At 69.9% G+C, this 18,348-nt stretch carries 18 protein-coding genes and 1 tRNA gene; 12 read left to right on the top strand and 7 right to left on the bottom strand.

Annotation, left to right across the window (positions count from 1 at the left end; all coding sequences use genetic code 11):
- Window positions 1-48: 48 nt before the first annotated feature.
- The 6 genes from OG538_RS22055 to OG538_RS22030 all read left to right on the top strand — a co-directional run bounded on the left by OG538_RS22055 (window position 49) and on the right by OG538_RS22030 (window position 4,810).
- A tRNA-Gln gene (locus tag OG538_RS22055) sits at window positions 49-120 on the top strand.
- A gap of 109 nt (window positions 121-229) precedes the next feature.
- Window positions 230-1,678 (top strand): bifunctional UDP-N-acetylglucosamine diphosphorylase/glucosamine-1-phosphate N-acetyltransferase GlmU, encoded by a 1,449-nt coding sequence (gene glmU, locus OG538_RS22050; RefSeq protein ID WP_406096150.1) that lies wholly within the window; start codon window positions 230-232, stop codon window positions 1,676-1,678.
- Window positions 1,679-1,798: 120 nt separating this feature from the next.
- The gene (locus OG538_RS22045) at window positions 1,799-2,773 is read left to right on the top strand and encodes a ribose-phosphate diphosphokinase (protein ID WP_406096148.1); all 975 of its coding nucleotides are present in this window, start codon (window positions 1,799-1,801) and stop codon (window positions 2,771-2,773) included.
- A gap of 184 nt (window positions 2,774-2,957) precedes the next feature.
- A complete protein-coding gene (locus OG538_RS22040) occupies window positions 2,958-3,536 on the top strand; it encodes a 50S ribosomal protein L25/general stress protein Ctc (RefSeq protein WP_385287584.1) in 579 nt (192 codons plus the stop codon).
- Between the two features lie 110 nt (window positions 3,537-3,646).
- Window positions 3,647-4,240 carry an aminoacyl-tRNA hydrolase gene (gene pth, locus OG538_RS22035; protein ID WP_406096146.1) on the top strand — a complete coding sequence of 198 codons (594 nt, stop codon included), beginning with the start codon at window positions 3,647-3,649 and terminating at the stop codon, window positions 4,238-4,240.
- Between the two features lie 99 nt (window positions 4,241-4,339).
- Window positions 4,340-4,810 (top strand): hypothetical protein, encoded by a 471-nt coding sequence (locus tag OG538_RS22030; RefSeq protein WP_406096144.1) that lies wholly within the window; start codon window positions 4,340-4,342, stop codon window positions 4,808-4,810.
- A 24-nt stretch (window positions 4,811-4,834) separates the two neighbouring features.
- Here OG538_RS22030 and ppc read toward each other — a convergent pair whose 3' ends face one another.
- The gene (ppc, locus tag OG538_RS22025; RefSeq protein WP_406096142.1) at window positions 4,835-7,564 is read right to left on the bottom strand and encodes a phosphoenolpyruvate carboxylase; all 2,730 of its coding nucleotides are present in this window, start codon (window positions 7,562-7,564) and stop codon (window positions 4,835-4,837) included.
- A gap of 340 nt (window positions 7,565-7,904) precedes the next feature.
- On the opposite strand from ppc, the gene OG538_RS22020 reads away from it, so the two are divergent.
- Window positions 7,905-8,885: an acyl-CoA desaturase gene (locus OG538_RS22020; RefSeq protein ID WP_406096140.1), complete on the top strand. Its 981-nt coding sequence runs from the start codon at window positions 7,905-7,907 to the stop codon at window positions 8,883-8,885.
- The gene (locus OG538_RS22015; RefSeq protein WP_406096138.1) at window positions 8,882-9,568 is read left to right on the top strand and encodes a TetR family transcriptional regulator; all 687 of its coding nucleotides are present in this window, start codon (window positions 8,882-8,884) and stop codon (window positions 9,566-9,568) included. Before OG538_RS22020 ends, OG538_RS22015 begins: the two co-directional genes overlap by 4 nt.
- Before the next feature lie 77 nt (window positions 9,569-9,645).
- Here the strand turns inward: OG538_RS22015 and OG538_RS22010 are convergent, their stop codons facing one another.
- Window positions 9,646-10,029 (bottom strand): VOC family protein, encoded by a 384-nt coding sequence (locus tag OG538_RS22010; RefSeq protein WP_406096136.1) that lies wholly within the window; start codon window positions 10,027-10,029, stop codon window positions 9,646-9,648.
- A complete protein-coding gene (locus tag OG538_RS22005) occupies window positions 10,026-10,823 on the bottom strand; it encodes a trans-aconitate 2-methyltransferase (protein WP_406096134.1) in 798 nt (265 codons plus the stop codon). Before OG538_RS22005 ends, OG538_RS22010 begins: the two co-directional genes overlap by 4 nt.
- A gap of 88 nt (window positions 10,824-10,911) precedes the next feature.
- On the opposite strand from OG538_RS22005, the gene OG538_RS22000 reads away from it, so the two are divergent.
- Entirely contained in the window at window positions 10,912-11,409 is a 498-nt protein-coding gene (locus tag OG538_RS22000) for a MarR family winged helix-turn-helix transcriptional regulator (RefSeq protein WP_406096132.1), read from the top strand.
- Here OG538_RS22000 and OG538_RS21995 read toward each other — a convergent pair.
- A complete protein-coding gene (locus tag OG538_RS21995) occupies window positions 11,368-12,171 on the bottom strand; it encodes a LuxR C-terminal-related transcriptional regulator (protein WP_406100254.1) in 804 nt (267 codons plus the stop codon). The two genes, OG538_RS22000 and OG538_RS21995, sit on opposite strands and share 42 nt — an antisense overlap.
- Before the next feature lie 279 nt (window positions 12,172-12,450).
- Here OG538_RS21995 and OG538_RS21990 point away from each other — a divergent pair, with 279 nt between their 5' ends.
- Window positions 12,451-12,921, top strand: a complete 471-nt coding sequence (locus OG538_RS21990; protein ID WP_406096131.1) for a GNAT family N-acetyltransferase — start codon at window positions 12,451-12,453, stop codon at window positions 12,919-12,921.
- A gap of 14 nt (window positions 12,922-12,935) precedes the next feature.
- Here OG538_RS21990 and galK read toward each other — a convergent pair whose 3' ends face one another.
- Genes galK through galT form a run of 3 tightly spaced genes read right to left on the bottom strand, consistent with a single transcriptional unit; the run spans window position 12,936 to window position 16,119 of the window.
- Window positions 12,936-14,102: a galactokinase gene (gene galK, locus OG538_RS21985; RefSeq protein WP_406096129.1), complete on the bottom strand. Its 1,167-nt coding sequence runs from the start codon at window positions 14,100-14,102 to the stop codon at window positions 12,936-12,938.
- Window positions 14,099-15,079: a UDP-glucose 4-epimerase GalE gene (gene galE / locus OG538_RS21980; RefSeq protein ID WP_406096127.1), complete on the bottom strand. Its 981-nt coding sequence runs from the start codon at window positions 15,077-15,079 to the stop codon at window positions 14,099-14,101. Before galE ends, galK begins: the two co-directional genes overlap by 4 nt.
- The gene (gene galT, locus OG538_RS21975) at window positions 15,076-16,119 is read right to left on the bottom strand and encodes a galactose-1-phosphate uridylyltransferase (RefSeq protein ID WP_406096125.1); all 1,044 of its coding nucleotides are present in this window, start codon (window positions 16,117-16,119) and stop codon (window positions 15,076-15,078) included. The genes galE and galT overlap by 4 nt, the downstream gene beginning before the upstream one ends.
- A 225-nt stretch (window positions 16,120-16,344) precedes the next feature.
- Between galT and OG538_RS21970 the strand changes: the two genes are divergently transcribed.
- Entirely contained in the window at window positions 16,345-18,015 is a 1,671-nt protein-coding gene (locus OG538_RS21970; protein ID WP_406096123.1) for a sodium:solute symporter family protein, read from the top strand.
- Between the two features lie 15 nt (window positions 18,016-18,030).
- Complete coding sequence (locus tag OG538_RS21965; RefSeq protein ID WP_406096121.1) at window positions 18,031-18,327, top strand: hypothetical protein; 297 nt, start codon at window positions 18,031-18,033, stop codon at window positions 18,325-18,327.
- Window positions 18,328-18,348 lie beyond the last annotated feature (21 nt).

The raw sequence follows: 18,348 nt of genomic DNA, 5'->3' as shown, positions 1-18,348 counted from the left end.
GGTGCCAATCCGGCGACCTGACGCAATGTCCGGTTAGTTCGGCTTTATTCCCCCATGGTGTAATTGGCAGCACAGTAGCTTTTGGTGCTATTTGTCCGGGTTCGAGTCCTGGTGGGGGAGCATTCCGCTGCGGGCCCCGACCGAACCGGTCGGGGCCCGCAGCCATGTCCGCCCCAACGCCCCCCGGTATCCTGCGGATGTCCATCACCCGAAGCCGAAGGGCCTATCCGTGAGCTCCGTACGCCCGGCAGCCGTCGTCGTCCTCGCAGCGGGTGAGGGCACCCGCATGAAGTCGAAGACCCCCAAGGTCCTGCACGAGATCTCCGGGCGTTCGCTCGTCGGACATGTCGTCGCCGCCTCCCGCGAGCTGGACCCGCAGCACCTCGTCGTGGTCGTCGGCCATGCGAGCGAGCAGGTCACCGCCCACCTCACCGCCGCGGACGCCCGGGTGCGCACCGCCTACCAGGCCGAGCAGAAGGGCACCGGGAACGCGGTGCGCGTCGGGCTCGACGAGCTGGGCGGGAGCGTCGAGGGCACCGTGATCGTCGTCTGCGGCGACACCCCACTGCTGTCCGGCGCGACGCTCGCCTCGCTCGCCGGCACCCACACCGCCGACGGCAACGCCGTCACCGTGCTCAGCGCCGAGGTCCCCGACGCCACCGGCTACGGCCGGATCGTCCGCGACGCGGCGACCGGCGCGGTCACCGAGATCGTCGAGCACAAGGACGCCACCGACGAGCAGCGTGCCATCCGGGAGATCAACTCCGGGGTGTTCGCGTTCGACGGACGGCTGCTCTCGGAGGCGCTCGGCAAGGTCCGTACCGACAACAGCCAGGGCGAGGAGTACCTCACGGACGTGCTGTCCATCCTGCGCGAGGCCGGGCACCGGGTCGGGGCGTCGGTCGCGGGCGACCACCGGGAGATCCTCGGGATCAACAACCGGGTCCAGCTCGCCGAGGCCCGCCGGCTCCTGAACCAGCGGCTGCTGGAGCGGGCGATGACTGCGGGTGTGACGGTGGTTGATCCGGCGTCGACGCTGATCGACGTGACCGTGACCTTCGAGCGGGACGCCCTCGTCCACCCGGGCACCCAGCTGCTCGGCGCCACGCACCTGGCGGAGGACGCCGAGGTCGGTCCGAACTCGCGGCTGAAGGACACCGTCGTCGGAGCGGGTGCGCGGGTGGACAACACGGTCGCGGACGGGGCCGAGGTCGGTCCGGGTGCGTCGGTGGGTCCGTTCGCGTATCTGCGGCCGGGCACGAAGCTGGGCGCGAAGGCCAAGGCCGGTACGTACGTGGAGATGAAGAACGCGACGATCGGCGAGGGGACGAAGGTCCCGCACCTGTCGTACGTGGGCGACGCGACGATCGGTGACCACACCAACATCGGCGCGGCGAGCGTCTTCGTGAACTACGACGGCGTGAACAAGCACCACACGACGATCGGCTCACACTGCCGGACCGGTTCGGACAATATGTTTGTGGCGCCTGTCACGGTCGGAGACGGCGTCTACACGGCGGCGGGTTCGGTCATCACGAAGGACGTGCCGGCCGGTTCGCTGGCCGTGGCCCGTGGCCAGCAACGGAATATCGAGGGCTGGGTGGCCCGTAAGCGTCCGGGGAGTGCGGCCGCGCAGGCGGCTCAGGCCGCGGCGGAGGACACCGGCAGCGAAAGCTGACCGGAAACAGGTGCGTCGCGCACGGCGTACCGTGATAGATGCTCACCCCATTTCGGCTGGCTCGTTGCACATCGGGACATCTGCGTGCAGCGCCAGGAACACGTCTGAGGAGACTGTGCTGTGACCGGGATCAAGACGACCGGCGAGAAGAAACTGATGTTCTTCTCCGGCCGCGCCCACCCCGAGCTGGCCGAGGAGGTTGCGCACCAACTGGGTGTGGGCCTCGTGCCGACGAAGGCCTTCGATTTCGCCAACGGTGAGATCTACGTCCGCTTCCAGGAGTCCGCCCGCGGCGCCGACTGCTTCCTGATCCAGAGCCACACGGCTCCGATCAACAAGTGGATCATGGAGCAGCTGATCATGCTGGACGCGCTGAAGCGCGCGTCTGCCCGTTCGATCACGGTGATCGTGCCGTTCTACGGCTACGCCCGTCAGGACAAGAAGCACCGTGGTCGTGAGCCGATCTCGGCGCGTCTGATCGCGGACCTGATGAAGACGGCGGGTGCGGACCGCATCCTCACCGTCGATCTGCACACCGACCAGATCCAGGGCTTCTTCGACGGCCCGGTCGACCACCTCTTCGCGCTGCCGATCCTGGCCGACTACGTGGGCGCCAAGGTCGACCGTTCGAAGCTGACGATCGTGTCGCCGGACGCCGGCCGTGTCCGTGTCGCCGACCGTTGGTGCGACCGGCTGGACGCTCCGCTGGCGATCGTGCACAAGCGCCGCGACAAGGACGTGCCCAACCAGGTCAGCGTCCACGAGGTCGTCGGCAACGTGAGGGGCCGGGTCTGCGTCCTGGTCGACGACATGATCGACACCGGCGGCACCATCTGCGCCGCCGCCGACGCCCTGTTCGCCCACGGTGCCGAGGACGTCATAGTGACGGCCACGCACGGGGTGCTCTCGGGTCCGGCCGCCGACCGGCTGAAGAACTCGAAGGTCAGCGAGTTCGTCTTCACGGACAGCCTGCCGACCCCGGGCGAGCTGGAGCTCGACAAGATCACGGTGCTCTCGATCGCGCCGACGATCGCGCGCGCGGTGCGCGAGGTGTTCGAGGACGGTTCGGTCACGAGCCTCTTCGAGGAGCAGTAGGAAAAGGCGTCACAGAAGATCCACTTTGGGTGCGGCCTCCCCGCCGGGTAGACTCAGCGAGTTGCTCGGCGAGGGAGGCCGTACTCATAGGTACGGCGGTCCGTTATCGACGCGCTCTTCGTAGCAGGCCTGTCGTGGGCCGGGTGACCATCCGCAGTTTTGTCACCTTACGAGGAGTGCAGTCATGGCCGAGATCAAGCTCGCCGCCGAGGTCCGTTCCGAGTTCGGCAAGGGCGCCGCCCGCCGTACCCGTCGCGCCAACCTGGTTCCCGCCGTCGTCTACGGCCACGGCGCCGACGCGGTCCACATCACGCTGCCGGCCCACGAGCTGCAGCTCGCGCTCCGTACCGCCAACGTCCTCATCGGTCTCGAGATCGACGGCAAGGACGCCCTGGTCATCCCGAAGGCCGTGCAGCGCAACGCCCTCAAGGGCAACATCGAGCACGTCGACCTGCTGACCGTGAAGCGCGGCGAAAAGGTCGAGGTCGAGATCGCGGTGCACGTCGAGGGCGAGCTGGCCCCGGGCGGCAACCTGCTCGAGTACGTGCAGAACACCCTGCTCGTCGAGGCCGAGGCCACGCACATCCCCGAGTCCGTCACGGTCTCCATCGCGGGGCTGGACGCCGGCGACTCGATCCTCGCCAAGGACGTCCCGCTGCCCAAGGGCTCCGTGCTGGCCGGGGACGAGGACGCCGTCGTGCTCCAGGTCGTCACCGCTCAGGTCGAGGAGGCCCCCGCGGAGGAGGCTCCCGCCGAGGCCTGAGCCTCACCCCACCTGCTTGACTGACGGGGTGGCGGTCTCCTTCCGGGAGCCTGCCGCCCCGTTTGCCTGTCCCTGCCGCCGACCGCCCGTACGCGAGGAGACCCAGCGCGATGTCCGACGCCACCGACCCCTGGCTGATCGTGGGCCTGGGGAATCCCGGTCCCGAGTACGCGGCGAACCGGCACAACGTCGGTTTCATGGTCGCCGACCTCCTCGCGGAGCGGATCGGCGGGAAGTTCAAGCGGGCCCCCAAGGCCCAGGCACAGGTGCTGGAGGGGCGGATCGGCCCGCCCGGACCGTTGAGCCGCCGGGTGGTGGTGGCGAAGCCGATGTCGTACATGAATCTGTCGGGTGGCCCGGTCACGGCGTTGCGCGACTTCTACAAGGTGCCGCTGGATCACGTCGTGGCGGTGCACGACGAGCTGGACATCGACTACGGGACCCTGCGGTTGAAGCTGGGCGGGGGCGACAACGGTCACAACGGACTGAAGTCGATGACCAAGTCGATGGGTCCCGACTACCACCGGATCAGGTTCGGGATCGGGCGTCCGCCGGGCCGGATGCAGGTGGCGGATTTCGTGTTGAAGGACTTCTCGTCCACCGAGCGCAAGGAACTCGCCTTCCTGGTGGACCGCGCGGCGGACTCGGTCGAGTGCCTGCTGGCGGAGGGCCTGGAGCGCGCGCAGAGCGCGTACAACTCCTGAGCCGCGCCGCGGCGCCATACCCGACATACCCACCGGTAATCGGGCTGTTTTCGGCCACAGCTTGACCGACTGCAGGGCCCTGGCCAAAGATCGGCCCCCATGAAGCGGAGCTCCTCCCACCGTGCCCTGCAGTACGGCCGCAGCGCGGCGCTCGGCTGCGTCGTCCTGCTGTTGCTTGTCGCAGGGGTGCTGTCCTCGTGGGACTCGGCGCACCACATCGTGCTGGCGAAGGGCCGGGAGCACGGGACGATGACGGTCACGGGGTGCGGCAGCGAGGTCTGCACGGGGCCCTACACGCCGTCCGACGGTGGCGCCGCGCGCTCCCGGGTGTCCGTGGAGGAGTCCGTCGCGGCGAAGAAGGGGGATCGTTTCCCCGTCGTCGTGAAGCCGGGCACGTTCGAGGTCGTACGCACCGGGACGCCGGGGTTCCTGCATGCGTGGATGCCGCTGGGCGGGGCCCTGGTCCTGGCCGGGCTGGTGATCGGCGGCGGGCTGCGGCTGCCCCGGGTCGGCTGGGGTGCCGGCATCGCGGGCGGGGCCCTGCTCGTGGCGACGTTCATCGCCCTGTGAGGGGGCCCCGTCCGCGCGCGTTGATCAGCCGGTGTTACGCAGTCCGGCCGCGACGCCGTTGACGGTGAGCAGCAGAGCGCGGGCGAGCAGCGGGTCGGCTTCCTCGCCGCGCTCGGCCGCCTGGCGCTGGCGGGCCAGCAGGGACACCTGGAGGTAGGAGATGGGGTCCAGGTACGCGTCGCGGATGGCGAAGGTCTGCTGGAGCACCGGGCTGGTGCCGAGCAGTTCGGTGTTGCCGGTGATCTTGAGGACTTCCTGCACGGTCAGTGCGTGTTCGGCCTCGATGTCGGCGAAGACGTGCTTGAGCTCGTCGGGGACGAGGGTGTCGACGTAGTGCCGGGCGATGCGCAGGTCGGTCTTGGCGAGCGTCATCTCGACGTTGGAGAGGAAGTTCCGGAAGAAGTGCCAGTGTTCGTGCATCTCTTCCAGGACGGTGTCCATACCGGCCTCGCGCAGGGCCTTGAGGCCGGAGCCGACGCCGTACCAGCCGGGCACGATCTGCCGTGACTGGGTCCAGCCGAAGACCCACGGGATGGCGCGCAGTCCGTCGAGCGACACGCCCGAGCCGGGGCGGCGGGAGGGCCGCGAGCCCAGGTGCAGGTCGGCGAGCTGGTCCACCGGGGTGGAGGCGAGGAAGTACGTCGGCAGGTCGGGGTCCTCGACCAGCTTGCGGTACGCGGCGTGGGCGGCGTCCGAGACGGTGTCCATGGCCGCGTCCCAGCGGGCAAGGGCTTCGTCGGACTGACGGGGCGCGGTGTGCAGCGCGGAGGCCTGGAGGGTGGCCGCGACGGTCAGTTCCAGGTTCTCGCGGGCGAGCGCGGGGATGAGGTACTTGTCGGAGATGACCTCGCCCTGCTCGGTCACCTTGATCTCGCCCTCCAGCGTGCCCCACGGCTGCGCGAGGATCGCGTCGTGCGAGGGGCCGCCGCCGCGGCCGACGGTGCCACCGCGGCCGTGGAAGAGGCGCAGGCGCACGCCGTAGCGGTGGGCGACGTCCCGGAGTCGGCGCTGGGCGCGGTGGATCTCCCACTGGGAGGTGGTGATACCACCGAACTTGGAGGAGTCGGAGTAGCCGAGCATGACCTCCTGGACGTCGCCACGGAGCGAGACGAGGCGGCGGTAGGAGGGGTCGGCGAGCATCTCGTCGAGGATGACGTCGGCGGCCTTGAGCTCGTCGGTGGTCTCCAGGAGCGGGACGATGCCGATCTTGGCCCAGCCGCCGTGCAGGTCGAGGAGTCCCGCCTCGCGGGCGAGGACGGCGGCGGCGAAGACGTCGTCGGCGCCCTGGCACATCGAGATGATGTAGGACTCGATGACCTCGGGACCGAAGCGCTCGAAGGCCTGGCTGATGGTGTGGAAGACGCCGAGGGTCTTCTCGCCGGCGGCGTCCAGCGGGGCCGGGGTGGGCGCGAGGGGCCGACGGGAGCGGAGCTCCTTGGCGAGGAGCTTCTGCCGGTAGTCGCGCGGCATGTCGGCGTAACGCCAGGATTCTTCGCCGAGGCGGTCGAAGAGCTGGCCGAGCGCGTGGTGGTGGGCGTCTGCGTGCTCGCGTACGTCCATGGTGGCGAGCTGGAGGCCGAACGCGGAGAGCGTGCGGATGGTGCGGTCCATCCGGCCGTCGGCGACGATGCCGCCCCTGTGCTCGCGCAGCGAGGTCTGGATGAGGGCCAGGTCCGCGATGAGCTCGGCGGTGCCGAGGTAGTCGCAGCCGGGGCGGTGCGGGGTGCCGGCGGCGAGGCGCTCGCGGGTGTTGACGAGCTTCTGCCGGATGCAGGTGGCCTTGAGCCGGTAGGGCTCCTCGGCGTTCAGCCGCTTGTAGCGGGGGCTGATCTCGGGCAGGCGCTCCAGATCGGTCTGGAGGGAGGCGAGGAGCTCGTCGGTGGCTCCGGTGTAGCGGATGGAGTTGGAGAGCAGTCCGCGCAGCTGGTCGACGAGTTCGAGGGCGTCGGTGATGCCGTGCTCGTGCTGGAGGATCAGCACCTCCCAGGTGACGGCGGGCGTCACGTTGGGGTTGCCGTCGCGGTCGCCGCCGATCCAGGTGCCGAAGGTGAGCGGGCGGGTGCCGGCGGGCAGCTCGACGCCGACGCGCTCCAGTTCGGCGGCCAGGTCCTCCAGGACGTCGCCCACGGCGTTGGCGTGGAGCTCGTCGAGGTAGTAGATGGCGTTGCGGGCCTCGTCGGCGGGCTCCGGGCGGACCACGCGGAGTTCGTCGGTCTGCCAGATGAGGTCGATGTTCTCGGCGAGCCGGATGTCCTGACGGCGCCGGTCGGCCTCGATGACCGGGGTCTCCAGGAGCGCGGCGATGCGGCGGAGCTTGTTCAGTACGGAGCGCCGCGCGGCCTCGGTGGGGTGCGCGGTGAACACGGGCCGTACGTTCAGGTTCTTGACGGTCTCGCGCAGGTGCTCGGGGTCCGCGTCCTTGAGCCGGTCGGCCGTACGGGCGAGGAGACCGCCCTCGGCGGCGCGCCGGTCGCGCATCTCGTGGGCGCGGTGGACCTGCTCGGTGACGTTGGCGAGGTGGAAGTAGGTGGAGAAGGCACGCACGAGCTGTGCGGCGGTCTCCAGGTCCGTGTCGCCGAGGAGCTCGGCCGCGGCCTCGCCGTCGGTACGGGTGAGGGCGCGGACGCGCTCGACGAGGTCGAGGAGCTCCTGGCCTTCCTGACGTACGAGGGTCTCGCCCAGCAGGTCACCGAGGCGGCGGATGTCGGCGCGCAGCTCGGGGCTGGCGGCAGGTGTCTGGTCGGCACTGCTCACAGTGTGCGGCTCCTTGCAGTGGTTGAGCACGGGATCCGGGGCCCGCGATCGGCTGCGGTGCCGACGCGACCCCCCGGTGGCAGGGTGCGGACCGCGCTGTCCGACCTCTCCAGGATAGGTGTCCGTGCTGTCGGTGCTGTTCGCGCCCCGAGAGTGCCCGCTGTTCACGGCGGGTACGTGCGAGGTGCGCCTCGTACTCCCCTACCCCGTGGGGCGCCCGTCCGTGCCGGTCGGTCGTCCTCTCGTGTGGCGGGCCTTCTCGCTGCCATACTTACGACGCCGTAGGTTACGGGTGCGTAACCCGACTGTCCGCTGCATTCCTACCCACAGGGGACTCCCCATGAAGTCCAGCCCCGAAGTGATCGAGGCCGCTGATGCGGCCGACGGTCAGGTTCTTCCCCCCGCCACGCTCGGCGGGGACAACAAGCGGTCGATCGAGCAGATCGCGCTCCTGCTGTTCATCGTCGTGCCGTTCGTGGCTCTGGTCGCGGCGGTGCCGCTGGCCTGGGGCCGCGGTGTGAGCTGGCTCGACCTGGGCCTGCTGGTGGCGATGTACTACATCGGCTGCCACGGCATCACGATCGGTTTCCACCGGTACTTCACGCATGGTTCGTTCAAGGCGAAGCGTCCGCTCCGCATCGCCTTGGCCGTGGCCGGTTCGCTGGCGGTGGAGGGCCCTGTGGTGCGCTGGGTGGCCGATCACCGCAAGCATCACCGCTTTTCGGACGCGGAGGGCGACCCGCACTCGCCGTGGCGATTCGGTGAGACGCTGCCGGCTCTGCTGAAGGGCCTCTGGTGGGCTCACATCGCCTGGATGTTCGACGAGGAGCGGACTCCTCAGCACAAGTACGCCCCCGATCTGATCAGGGACCCGGCGATCCGCGGGATCTCCCGTCACTTCCTCTTCTTCACGATCGTCTCGCTGGCCATTCCGCCGATGGTGGGCGGTCTGGTCACGATGTCGTGGTGGGGTGCGGCCACCGCGTTCTTCTGGGGCTCGCTGGTCCGGGTGGCGCTGTTGCACCACGTGACATGGTCGATCAACTCGATCTGCCACGCGGTCGGGAAGCGTCCGTTCAAGTCCCGTGACAAGTCGGGCAACGTGTGGTGGCTGGCGGTCCTGTCGTGCGGTGAGTCCTGGCACAACCTGCACCACGCCGACCCGACGAGTGCCCGCCACGGTGTGATGCGAGGTCAGATCGATTCGAGTGCGCGGCTGATCCGCTGGTTCGAGAAGCTGGGCTGGGCGACCGACGTGCGCTGGCCCGACTCCGCCCGTATCGAGTCCCGGCGCCACCCCGTGCGGGCCGACGCGGCATGATTGACGACGTGGCGACCGATGGAAGCACAAGCAGCGAGAACACCCATGCACCTTCCGCCCGGCGGGCCCGCCGGGTGCGGATGACCGGGAAGGAACGCCGCGAGCAGCTGCTGGACATCGGTCGCACCCTCTTCGCCGACAAGGGTTTCGAAGGCACGTCGGTGGAGGAGATCGCGGCGCGTGCCGGGGTCTCCAAGCCGGTGGTGTACGAGCACTTCGGCGGCAAGGAGGGGCTGTACGCCGTGGTGGTGGACCGGGAGATGCGTCAGCTCCTGGACATGGTGACCAGTGCGCTGACCGCGGGCCATCCGCGTGAGCTGCTGGAGCAGGCGGCGTTCGCACTGCTCGACTACATCGAGACGTCCACGGACGGTTTCCGCATCCTGGTCCGGGACTCGCCGGTGGCCCAGTCGACGGGGACGTTCGCCTCTCTCATCAGCGATATCGCCACCCAGGTGGAGGACATCCTGGGGCTGGAGTTCAAGGCCCGGGGTTTCGATCCGAAGCTGGCCCCCCTGTATGCGCAGGCGCTGGTCGGGATGGTGGCGCTGACGGGTCAGTGGTGGGTGAACGCGCGCAAGCCGAAGAAGGCGGAGGTCGCCGCCCATCTGGTGAATCTGGCCTGGCACGGTCTGGAGAACCTGGAGTCGAAGCCGCGGCTGATAGGCCACCGCAGGAGCTGAGCAGCGCCGCTGACCGGCGGGCGGGCGTCGTACGCATTCCCCCCACCCGCCCTGCGGTCGGCCCGGAAGGGGCCCCGTCACCGGTTCTCCGGTGCCGGGGCCCCTTCCGGTTCCAGGAACTCCAGCCGGTTGCCGACCGGGTCGTGGCTGAAGAAGCGACGGTGTCCCGGCAGGTCCCCGTCCCACCGCACCTCGGCGCCGCGCTCCGTCAGCCGCGCCGCGTACGCCTCGATGTCCCGCACCCGCAGGCCCGGGTGTGCCTTGCGGGCCGGACGGAACTCCGCCTCGATGCCCAGGTGCAGCTGGACGGGGCCGGTCCGGAACCAGCAGCCGCCGCGGGCGGCCAGGACGGGAGGCTTGGGGACCTCCGTCATCCCGAGGATGTGTACGTAGTACGTGCGCAGCGCGTCCTCGGAGCCTGCGGGGGCGGCCAGCTGAACGTGGTCCACGGCGGCGATCACGACTTCTCCCGGTGTGCGACGGCGAAGATGCGGCGGAACGGGAAGACCGTGCCGTGCGGGCCCGCGGGGTACGCGGTGCGCAGCAGGTCGCGGTACTCGGCGAGGAAGGCGTCCCTGGCGTCCTGGTCGTCGGCGAGGGCGGTGAGGAGGGGCCGCAGTCCGGTGCCCTTCACCCAGTCGAGGACGGGGTCCTCGCCCCGCAGGAGGTGGAGGTAGGTGGTCTCCCAGACATCGGCGGTGCGGCCGGGTGCGGTGAGGCGGTCCAGGTAGCCGGAGGGGCTCAGGACCGCGTCCGTGTGGCGCAGCCGGCCGGCGAGACGGGCGCGCCAGCGGGGGGACTCGGCGAGTTCGCGCATCAGGGCGTGCGAGGGCTGGTCGAAGTTGCCCGGGACCTGGAGGGCGAGGGTGCCGCCGGGGGTGAGGGCGTCCAGCCAGCCGGGGAGGCGGTCGGCGTGGCCGGGGACCCATTGGAGCAGCGCGTTGGAGACGATCAGGTCGTACGGCTCCGAGGGGATCCAGGTCGCGGCGTCGGCCTCGGCGAAGTCGAGCAGGTCGGTGGTGTGGGCGCGGGCCCGTTCCAGCATCTGCGGGGAGTTGTCGTAGCCGGTGATACGGGCCCGGGGCCAGCGCTCGGCGAGCAGGGCGGTGACGTTGCCCGCGCCGCAGCCGAGGTCGGCGATGCGGGGCGCGGCGTCCGGCGGCTCGGGGATGCGGGCCAGCAGGTCGTGGAAGGGGCGGGTGCGATGGTCCGCGTGGCGCAGATACTGCTGCGGGTCCCAGGTAGGCGCGGTCATGCCGTCCAGCATCGAGGGGAAGTATCTTGATGTCAAGACACTTGAATTCAAGAGACTTCATGTCGACAGACCCTCTACACTGATCCACATGGAGGACGAGGTCGACCGACTGGTCGCTGCATGGCGCCGAGAGCGCCCCGACCTCGACGTGGAACCACTCGAGGTCCTCAGCCGCGTCTCCCGCCTGGCCCGTCACCTCGACCGGGCCCGCAGAATCGCCTTCGCCGAGCACCACCTGGAGCCGTGGGAGTTCGACGTCCTCACGTCGCTGCGGCGCGCGGGCGCCCCGTACCAGCTCTCACCCGGTCAGCTCCTCACCCAGACCCTGGTCACGTCGGGCACGATGACCAACCGCATCGACCGGCTGACCAAGAAGAACCTCGTCGAACGGCTGCCCGATCCCAGCGACCGCCGCGGTGTGCTGGTCCGGCTCACCGCCGAGGGCCGCGACAAGGCCGACCAGTCCCTGGCCGGCCTGCTCGCTCAGGAGCGAGCCATCCTGGGCGAGCTGTCCCGCCAGCAGCGGAGCGAACTGGCCGGACTGCTACGCCAGTTGACCGCCCCGTTCGACAACATTCCCGGTTAGGACCGGCACCGGGGCCTCCGCGCCGAGGTCGGCCGGTCCGACGCCCGCCCGCCGGGCCAGGGCCACCGCCGCCAGCGTCGAGTGCACGCCCAGCTTCCCCAGCACGTTCTGCATGTGCGTACGCACGGTGTGAGGGGAGAGGAAGAGCCGCTCCGCCACCGCCTTGCGGCCGAGCCCCGCCACCATGCAGCGCAGCACCTCACGCTCGCGCGGGGTCAGGGACTCGACGAGCTGTTCGCTCTCGGTGCGGTGCTTGCGGTCCGCCATCAGCTCCCGCAGCACTCCCGTGAGCAGCGCGGGCGGCAGGTGCGTCTCGTCGCGCAGTACGCCCCGGATCACGGCGAGCAGCCGTTGCAGCGAGCTGTCCTTGGCGACCCAGCCGCAGGCGCCGGCCTGGAGAGCGAGCGCGGCCCGGCGCGGGTCGTCCTTCTCGGCGAGCACCACCGGGCGCACCGACGGCCGCGCCGACCGGATGCCGGCCACCAGGGAAATTCCGTCGACCAGGCTGTTCGCCCCGGCGGTCCGCACCGGCACCGGTACCGCGGCCGGGCGGCCGGGCGGGCGCACGAGGCCCAGTTCGGCGTCGACCAGTATCACGTCGTATCCGCGCCCCTCGGCCGCCGCGCGTTCCATGCAGCGCAGGGCGGCCGGGCCACTGCCCGCCGCGGCCACATCGACGTCCGGCTCGGCGGCGAGCGCCGCGGCGAGCGACTCGGCGAAAATGCGGTGGTCGTCGACGACGAGAACCCGGATACGGGCCACAGGCACCCCCACGCTGTGTGTTCTGGGGCGCCCGAAGCGTGCGACCCCCGGCAGGGGCGGACCGGCACGGGTACGACGCCCGGAGCGGGGAGCTGAACCGCAGTCCACGGCCGCCGCCGTGATCCGACTGCCACCCCTTCCGGGCGTCGCACCCGGCTGTCTCGTACCCCTGAATCAGCACCGGCCCCCACCGGTGCTGTGCATCAGGGTACGGGCGGTGGCCGCGAGGGGAAGGAGATTCACAGAACTGGCGGCCAGTCGGGTCCTAGGGTGTGGTTCATGTTCCGTCTTGAGACAGAAGTGGACAAAGAACGACGTCAGCTGCTGAACAGGTGGCTCCGAGACGACAACACCGCGCGCTCACCACGGATCCGCGCCCTGCGCGATACGCCCGCCGCGCTCGAAGTACCGCTGGAGGTATGGGCGCTGGACGACGACGGCCGGCTCGCCGCCGGGCTGACCGGCCGCACCTGGGCGTACTGGCTCCATGTGGACCTGCTCTGGGTCGACACCCGTCATCGTGGGTCCGGCCTCGGCTCGCGACTGCTGGCCGAGGCGGAGAGCGTGGCCCGCACGGAGCGGTCCTGTGCCCGCTCACGGGTGGAGACCTGGGACTTCCAGGCCCCGGACTTCTACCGGAAGCGGGGTTACGAGGTGCGGGGGCAGATCGAGAACTACCCTCCGGGCGTCACCGAGTTCACCCTCGTCAAGGAGCTCGGACCGGTCCGGCCCGGGGCGGCGAGCCCCTGACCGGACCGTCCGGCTCAGACGAGCCGGCGGGCTCCGGCGGACGGCACCGCGGGGAAGATGCCCGGGGCCGCGTAGCCTGCCGCGGCGAACGCCTCCTGCACGGACTTTCCGACCGTGTCCGCCTGCGCCTCCTCGACGAGCACGATCGCCGAACCACCGAAGCCGCCGCCGGTCATCCGTGCGCCGAGCGCACCGGCCGCGTTGGCGGTCTCGACGACCAGGTCCAACTCCACGCAGGAGACCCGCAGATCCTCCCGGAGCGAGACATGGCCGGCCGTGAGGACCGGACCGGCCGCGCGCACCTCGCCGGAGTCGAGGAGCGCGATGACCTGCTCGACGCGCTGGTTGTCTCCGACCACGTGGCGTACGTAGCGCACGACGGACTCGTCCGCGCCGGACGCGGCCAGCGTGTCGAGCGCGTCGCCCAGTGCCTCGTACGGAAGCTCGCGCAGCGTACGGATGCCGAGGAGTCGGGCGCCCTCCTCGCAGCCGGAGCGCCGCTCCGCGTACGCGCCGTCGCCGAGTGCGTGCTTGACGCGGGTGTCGACGACGAGGAGCTGGAGGCCGTGGGCGGCCAGGTCGAAGGGGACCTGGCGCTGGGTGAGGTCGCGGGTGTCCAGGTGCAGGGCGTGGCCGTCGGTGCAGCAGGCCGACGCCATCTGGTCCATGACGCCGCAGGGGACGCCGACGAAGGCGTTCTCGGCACGCTGGGCGAGGACCGCGAGTTCGGGCGCGGTGAGGCCGAGCCCGAAGAGGTCGTTCAGGGCCAGTCCGGTCACCACTTCGAGGGCGGCGGACGAGGAGAGCCCGGCGCCGGTCGGGACGGTGGAGGACAGCTGGATGTCCGCACCGGTGATCTCGTGACCCGCCTCGCGCAGCGCCCAGACGACACCGGCCGGGTAGGCCGCCCAGCCGTGGCCGGAATGCGGGGCCAGCTCGTCGACGCGGAGCTGGACCACACCGCCGGGTACGTCGGTGGAGTGGAGCCGCAGCTCGCCGTCGGTGCGGCGGGCGACGGCGGCCCGTGCGGTGTGCGGCAGCGCGAGCGGCATGACGAAGCCGTCGTTGAAGTCGGTGTACTCGCCGATCAGGTTGACTCGGCCGGGGGCGGCCCAGACTCCCTCGGGGGCGGTCCCGTAGAGCTCGGTGAAGGAGGCGGTCAGCTCAGCGTTGTCGGTCATGGTGCGGTGGGCTCCTCTCGGCGGGCGAACGTCCAGGCGTCGGAGACGATTCCGGCCAGGTCTGCGCGGGACGGCTGCCAGCCGAGGCGCTCCCTGGCGGTGGCCGCGGAGGCGACGAGGACGGCCGGGTCGCCGCCGCGGCGCGGGGCCGCGGTTTCGGGAACCGGGTGGCCGGTGACCTGGCGCACCGTCTCGATGACCTCGCGGACCGAGAAGCCGTTGCCGTTGCCGAGGTTGCAGATCAGGTGCTCGCCCGCGGTGGCGGCGTCGAGGGCCAGCAGGTGGGCCTCGGCGAGGTCGGCGACGTGGATGTAGTCGCGGACACAGGTGCCGTCGGGGGTGGGGTAGTCGTCGCCGTAGACGGAGATGGACGCGCGCTGCCCGAGGGCGACCTGGAGGACCAGCGGGATGAGGTGGGACTCGGGGCTGTGCCGCTCGCCGCAGGTGCCGTACGCCCCCGCCACGTTGAAGTAGCGCAGCGAGACGGCGGCCAGGCCGTGGGCGGCCGCCTCACCGGTGATCATGTGGTCGACGGCGAGCTTGGTGGCGCCGTACGGGCTGGTCGGGGCGGTGGGGTCGGCCTCGGTGATGGGGCTGGAGACCGGTTCGCCGTAGGTGGCGGCGGTGGAGGAGAAGACCAGGGTGCGCACCCCGGCGTCGCGCATCGCGGCGAGCAGGGCGGTGGAGCCGCCGACGTTGTTGACCCAGTACTTCTCCGGGTCGGCGACGGACTCGCCGACCTGGGAGTACGCGGCGAAGTGCAGCACCCCGTCGTAGGAGGAGTCGAGCCACTTCGCCGCGTCCTGGATGCGGCCCTCGATGAACTCGGCGCCGGCCGGGACGCCCGCGCGGAAGCCGGTGGAGAGGTCGTCGAGGACGGTGACGGTGTGCCCCGCCTCCAGCAGGTGCTGCGCGACCACACTGCCCACGTATCCCGCGCCGCCCGTCACCAGGTACTTCTTCGGGGACTTGCTCACTCGCTCGCTACCTCTCGCAGTCGCTGGGCCGCGGTCTCCGGCGGCACGTCGTTGATGAACACGCTCATGCCGGATTCGGAACCCGCGAGGAACTTCAGCTTGCCGGAGGTACGTCGGATGGTGAAAAGCTCCAGATGGAGCCCGAAGTCCTCGCGCCCCTCGACTCCGAACGGCGCCTGGTGCCAGGCGGAGATGTACGGGGTCGGCGGCTCGCCGGGGCCGAAGATCCGGTCGAATCGCCTCAAGAGTTCCAGATAGACCTGTGGGAATTCCGTGCGGGCGGCCTCGTCGAGCTCCCGCAGGTCCGGGACACGGCGGCGCGGGTACAGGTGGACCTCGTACGGCCAGTGCGCCGCGTACGGCACGAAGGCCACCCAGTGCTCGCCGGCGAGGACGATCCGCGAACCGTCGGCCTCCTCGCGGGCCACGATGTCGTCGAAGAGGTTGCCGCCGGTCTCGGCGCGGTGGGCCGCCGCGGAGCGGAGCATCAGCTCGGTGCGCGGGGTGACGAAGGGGTAGCCGTAGATCTGGCCGTGCGGGTGGCCGAGGGTGACGCCGATCTCGGCGCCCCGGTTCTCGAAGCAGAACACCTGCGTGACCTGGGGGAGCTCGGCGAACTCGGCGGTGCGGTCGGTCCACGCCTCCAGGACGAGGGCGGCCTGCTCTTCGGTGAGGTCGGCGAAGGACGCTTCGTGGTCGGAGGTGAAGCAGACGACCTCGCAGCGGCCGGAGTCGCCGGCGAGCGAGGGGAAGCGGTTCTCGAAGACCGCGACGTCGTAGTCCGGCTCCGGGATCTCGCTCTGCCGGCCCTCCCGCGAGGGGCAGAGCGGGCACTCGTCGGCCGGGGGGTGGTAGATGCGGCCCTGGCGGTGGGAGGCGATGGCGACGCTGTCGCCGAGGAGCGGGTCGCGGCGGACCTCGGACGAGGTCGAGACGGGGTCGAGCGGGCGCGGGTCCACGGCGTCGCGCACGACGTCGTCGCGGCTGTCGTAGTAGATCAGCTCCCGGCCGTCGGCCAGCGTCGTAACCGTCTTCTTCACCAGACTCCTCCCAAACAGAACCGAACACAATGAACCACAAATCAACAGACTCGTCAATGAGTACGCGGTCCGCGATGTGACGGGAATCTCGGGGGGTTGGGGCTGAAGTTTGAGGCAATACGATCACAATCCAACAAAGAACCTCATCGAGACTGTTCATTTTCTGAACACAAGAGCGTAGTTTCCTTCGGGTTCAGTTCGCGCAACGAAGCGAGATACCCCCACATGCACTCTCTGGCTGCCGGGCTCCGGCTCCCCACGAACGGGCTCGACTACACGATCCTGGCGATCTACTTCGTCGTCGTTCTCGGCATCGGCTTCGCCGCTCGGGCGAGCGTGAAGACGAGCCTCGACTTCTTCCTGTCCGGACGGTCACTGCCCGCATGGGTGACCGGTCTGGCCTTCGTCGCGGCGAATCTCGGCGCCACCGAGATCCTCGGCATGGCGGCGACCGGCGCGCAGTACGGCGTCGCGGTCGTCCACTGGTACTGGATCGGCGCCATCCCGGCCATGGTCTTCCTCGGCCTCGTGATGATGCCCTTCTACTACCGCTCGAAGGTGCGCTCCGTACCGGAGTTCCTCCTCCAGCGCTTCGACAAGTCGGCACACCTGCTGAGCTCCATACTCTTCGCCTTCGCGGCGATCCTGATCGCGGGCGTCAACCTGTACGCCCTGTCGATCGTCGTGGAGGCGCTCCTCGGCTGGCCGCAGTGGGTCGCGATCGTGGTCGCGGGCCTCTTCGTGCTGATCTACATCACCATCGGCGGACTCTCCTCCGCGATCTACAACGAGGTGCTGCAGTTCTTCGTCATCCTCGCCGCCCTGATCCCGCTGACCCTGCTGGGCCTCAAGCGCGTCGGCGGCTGGGACGGACTGACCGGTTCGCTGGAGAAGAGCCACGGTCAGGACTTCCTGTCCGCCTGGGGCGGCACGGGCATCGGTGACGCCAACCCGCTGGGCGCCAACTGGCTGACGATCATCCTCGGTCTGGGCTTCGTGCTCTCATTCGGCTACTGGACCACCAACTTCGCCGAGGTGCAGCGCGCCCTGTCCGCGAAGAACCTCTCGGCCGCCCAGCGCACCCCGCTGATCGCCGCGTTCCCGAAGATCTTCATCGTCTTCCTCGTGATGATCCCGGGCCTGGTCGCCGCCGTCCTCGTGCCGAAGATCGGCACGCCCGGCTCGGACCTGACCTACAACGACGCGATCCCGCTGCTGATGCAGGAGCTGCTGCCCAACGGTGTGCTCGGCATCGCGGTGACGGGTCTGCTGGCCGCGTTCATGGCCGGCATGGCCGCCAACGTCTCCTCGTTCAACACGGTGTTCACCACGGACATCTGGGCGCGGTACGTGAAGAAGGACCGGCCCGACGCGTACTACCTGCGCTTCGGCCGGATGATCACGGCGATCGGGGTGCTGGCCTCCATCGGCACGGCGTTCATCGCCGCCAGCTTCTCCAACATCATGAGCTACCTCCAGACGCTGTTCTCCTTCTTCAACGTCCCGATGTTCGTCGTCTTCATCATCGGAATGTTCTGGAAGCGCGCCTCGATGAAGTCGGGTGTCTGGGGCCTGCTCGCGGGCACGACGGCCGCGATGGTCAACTACTTCGTGATCTACAAGCAGGGCGTCATCGACATCCCGACCGACCAGGGCGCCAACTTCGTCTCCGCGATCGTCGGCTTCGTCGCCGGTGCGGTGGTCATGGTCGCCGTCACCCTGTTCACGGCTCCCAAGCCCGAGGCCGAACTGGCCGGTCTGGTCTACGGAACCGAGTCGCCGGACGCCGAAGAGGTGCCCGAGGAGGGCGACGACGCCTGGTACCGCAAGCCTGCGCTGCTGGGCTGGGGCGCGATCGTGCTCGCCGCCCTGTGCTACGTCCCCTACTCGTTCTGATCGGAGTCACCCACCATGTCCGACCTGCACAAGGAAGTCTCCGATCTGGAGAAGAAGTCCGCCACGGCGGCCCGGCTGTTCGACATCCGGCGGATCATCGGCGGCCTCTTCGTCGTCTACGGGATCATCGTCACCATCGCCGGGATCAGCCCGTCCGAGGCGGACCTGAAGAAGGCCGAGGGCGTCCACATCAACCTGTGGACCGGCATCGCCATGCTGGCCCTGGGGCTGTTCTTCCTGATCTGGCTGAAGCTGCGCCCGATCCAGCCGCCGGCCGCCGCGCCGGACGCCACGGACGCACCCGGTAACTGACACCCGCTCGGTAGCCGGTCG

The sequence above is a fragment of the Streptomyces sp. NBC_01013 genome (genome assembly GCF_045162765.1).
Lineage (GTDB): Bacteria > Actinomycetota > Actinomycetes > Streptomycetales > Streptomycetaceae > Streptomyces.
Note: the sequence above shows the minus strand (reverse complement) of the source record. Positions and strands in the feature narration are given on the sequence as shown.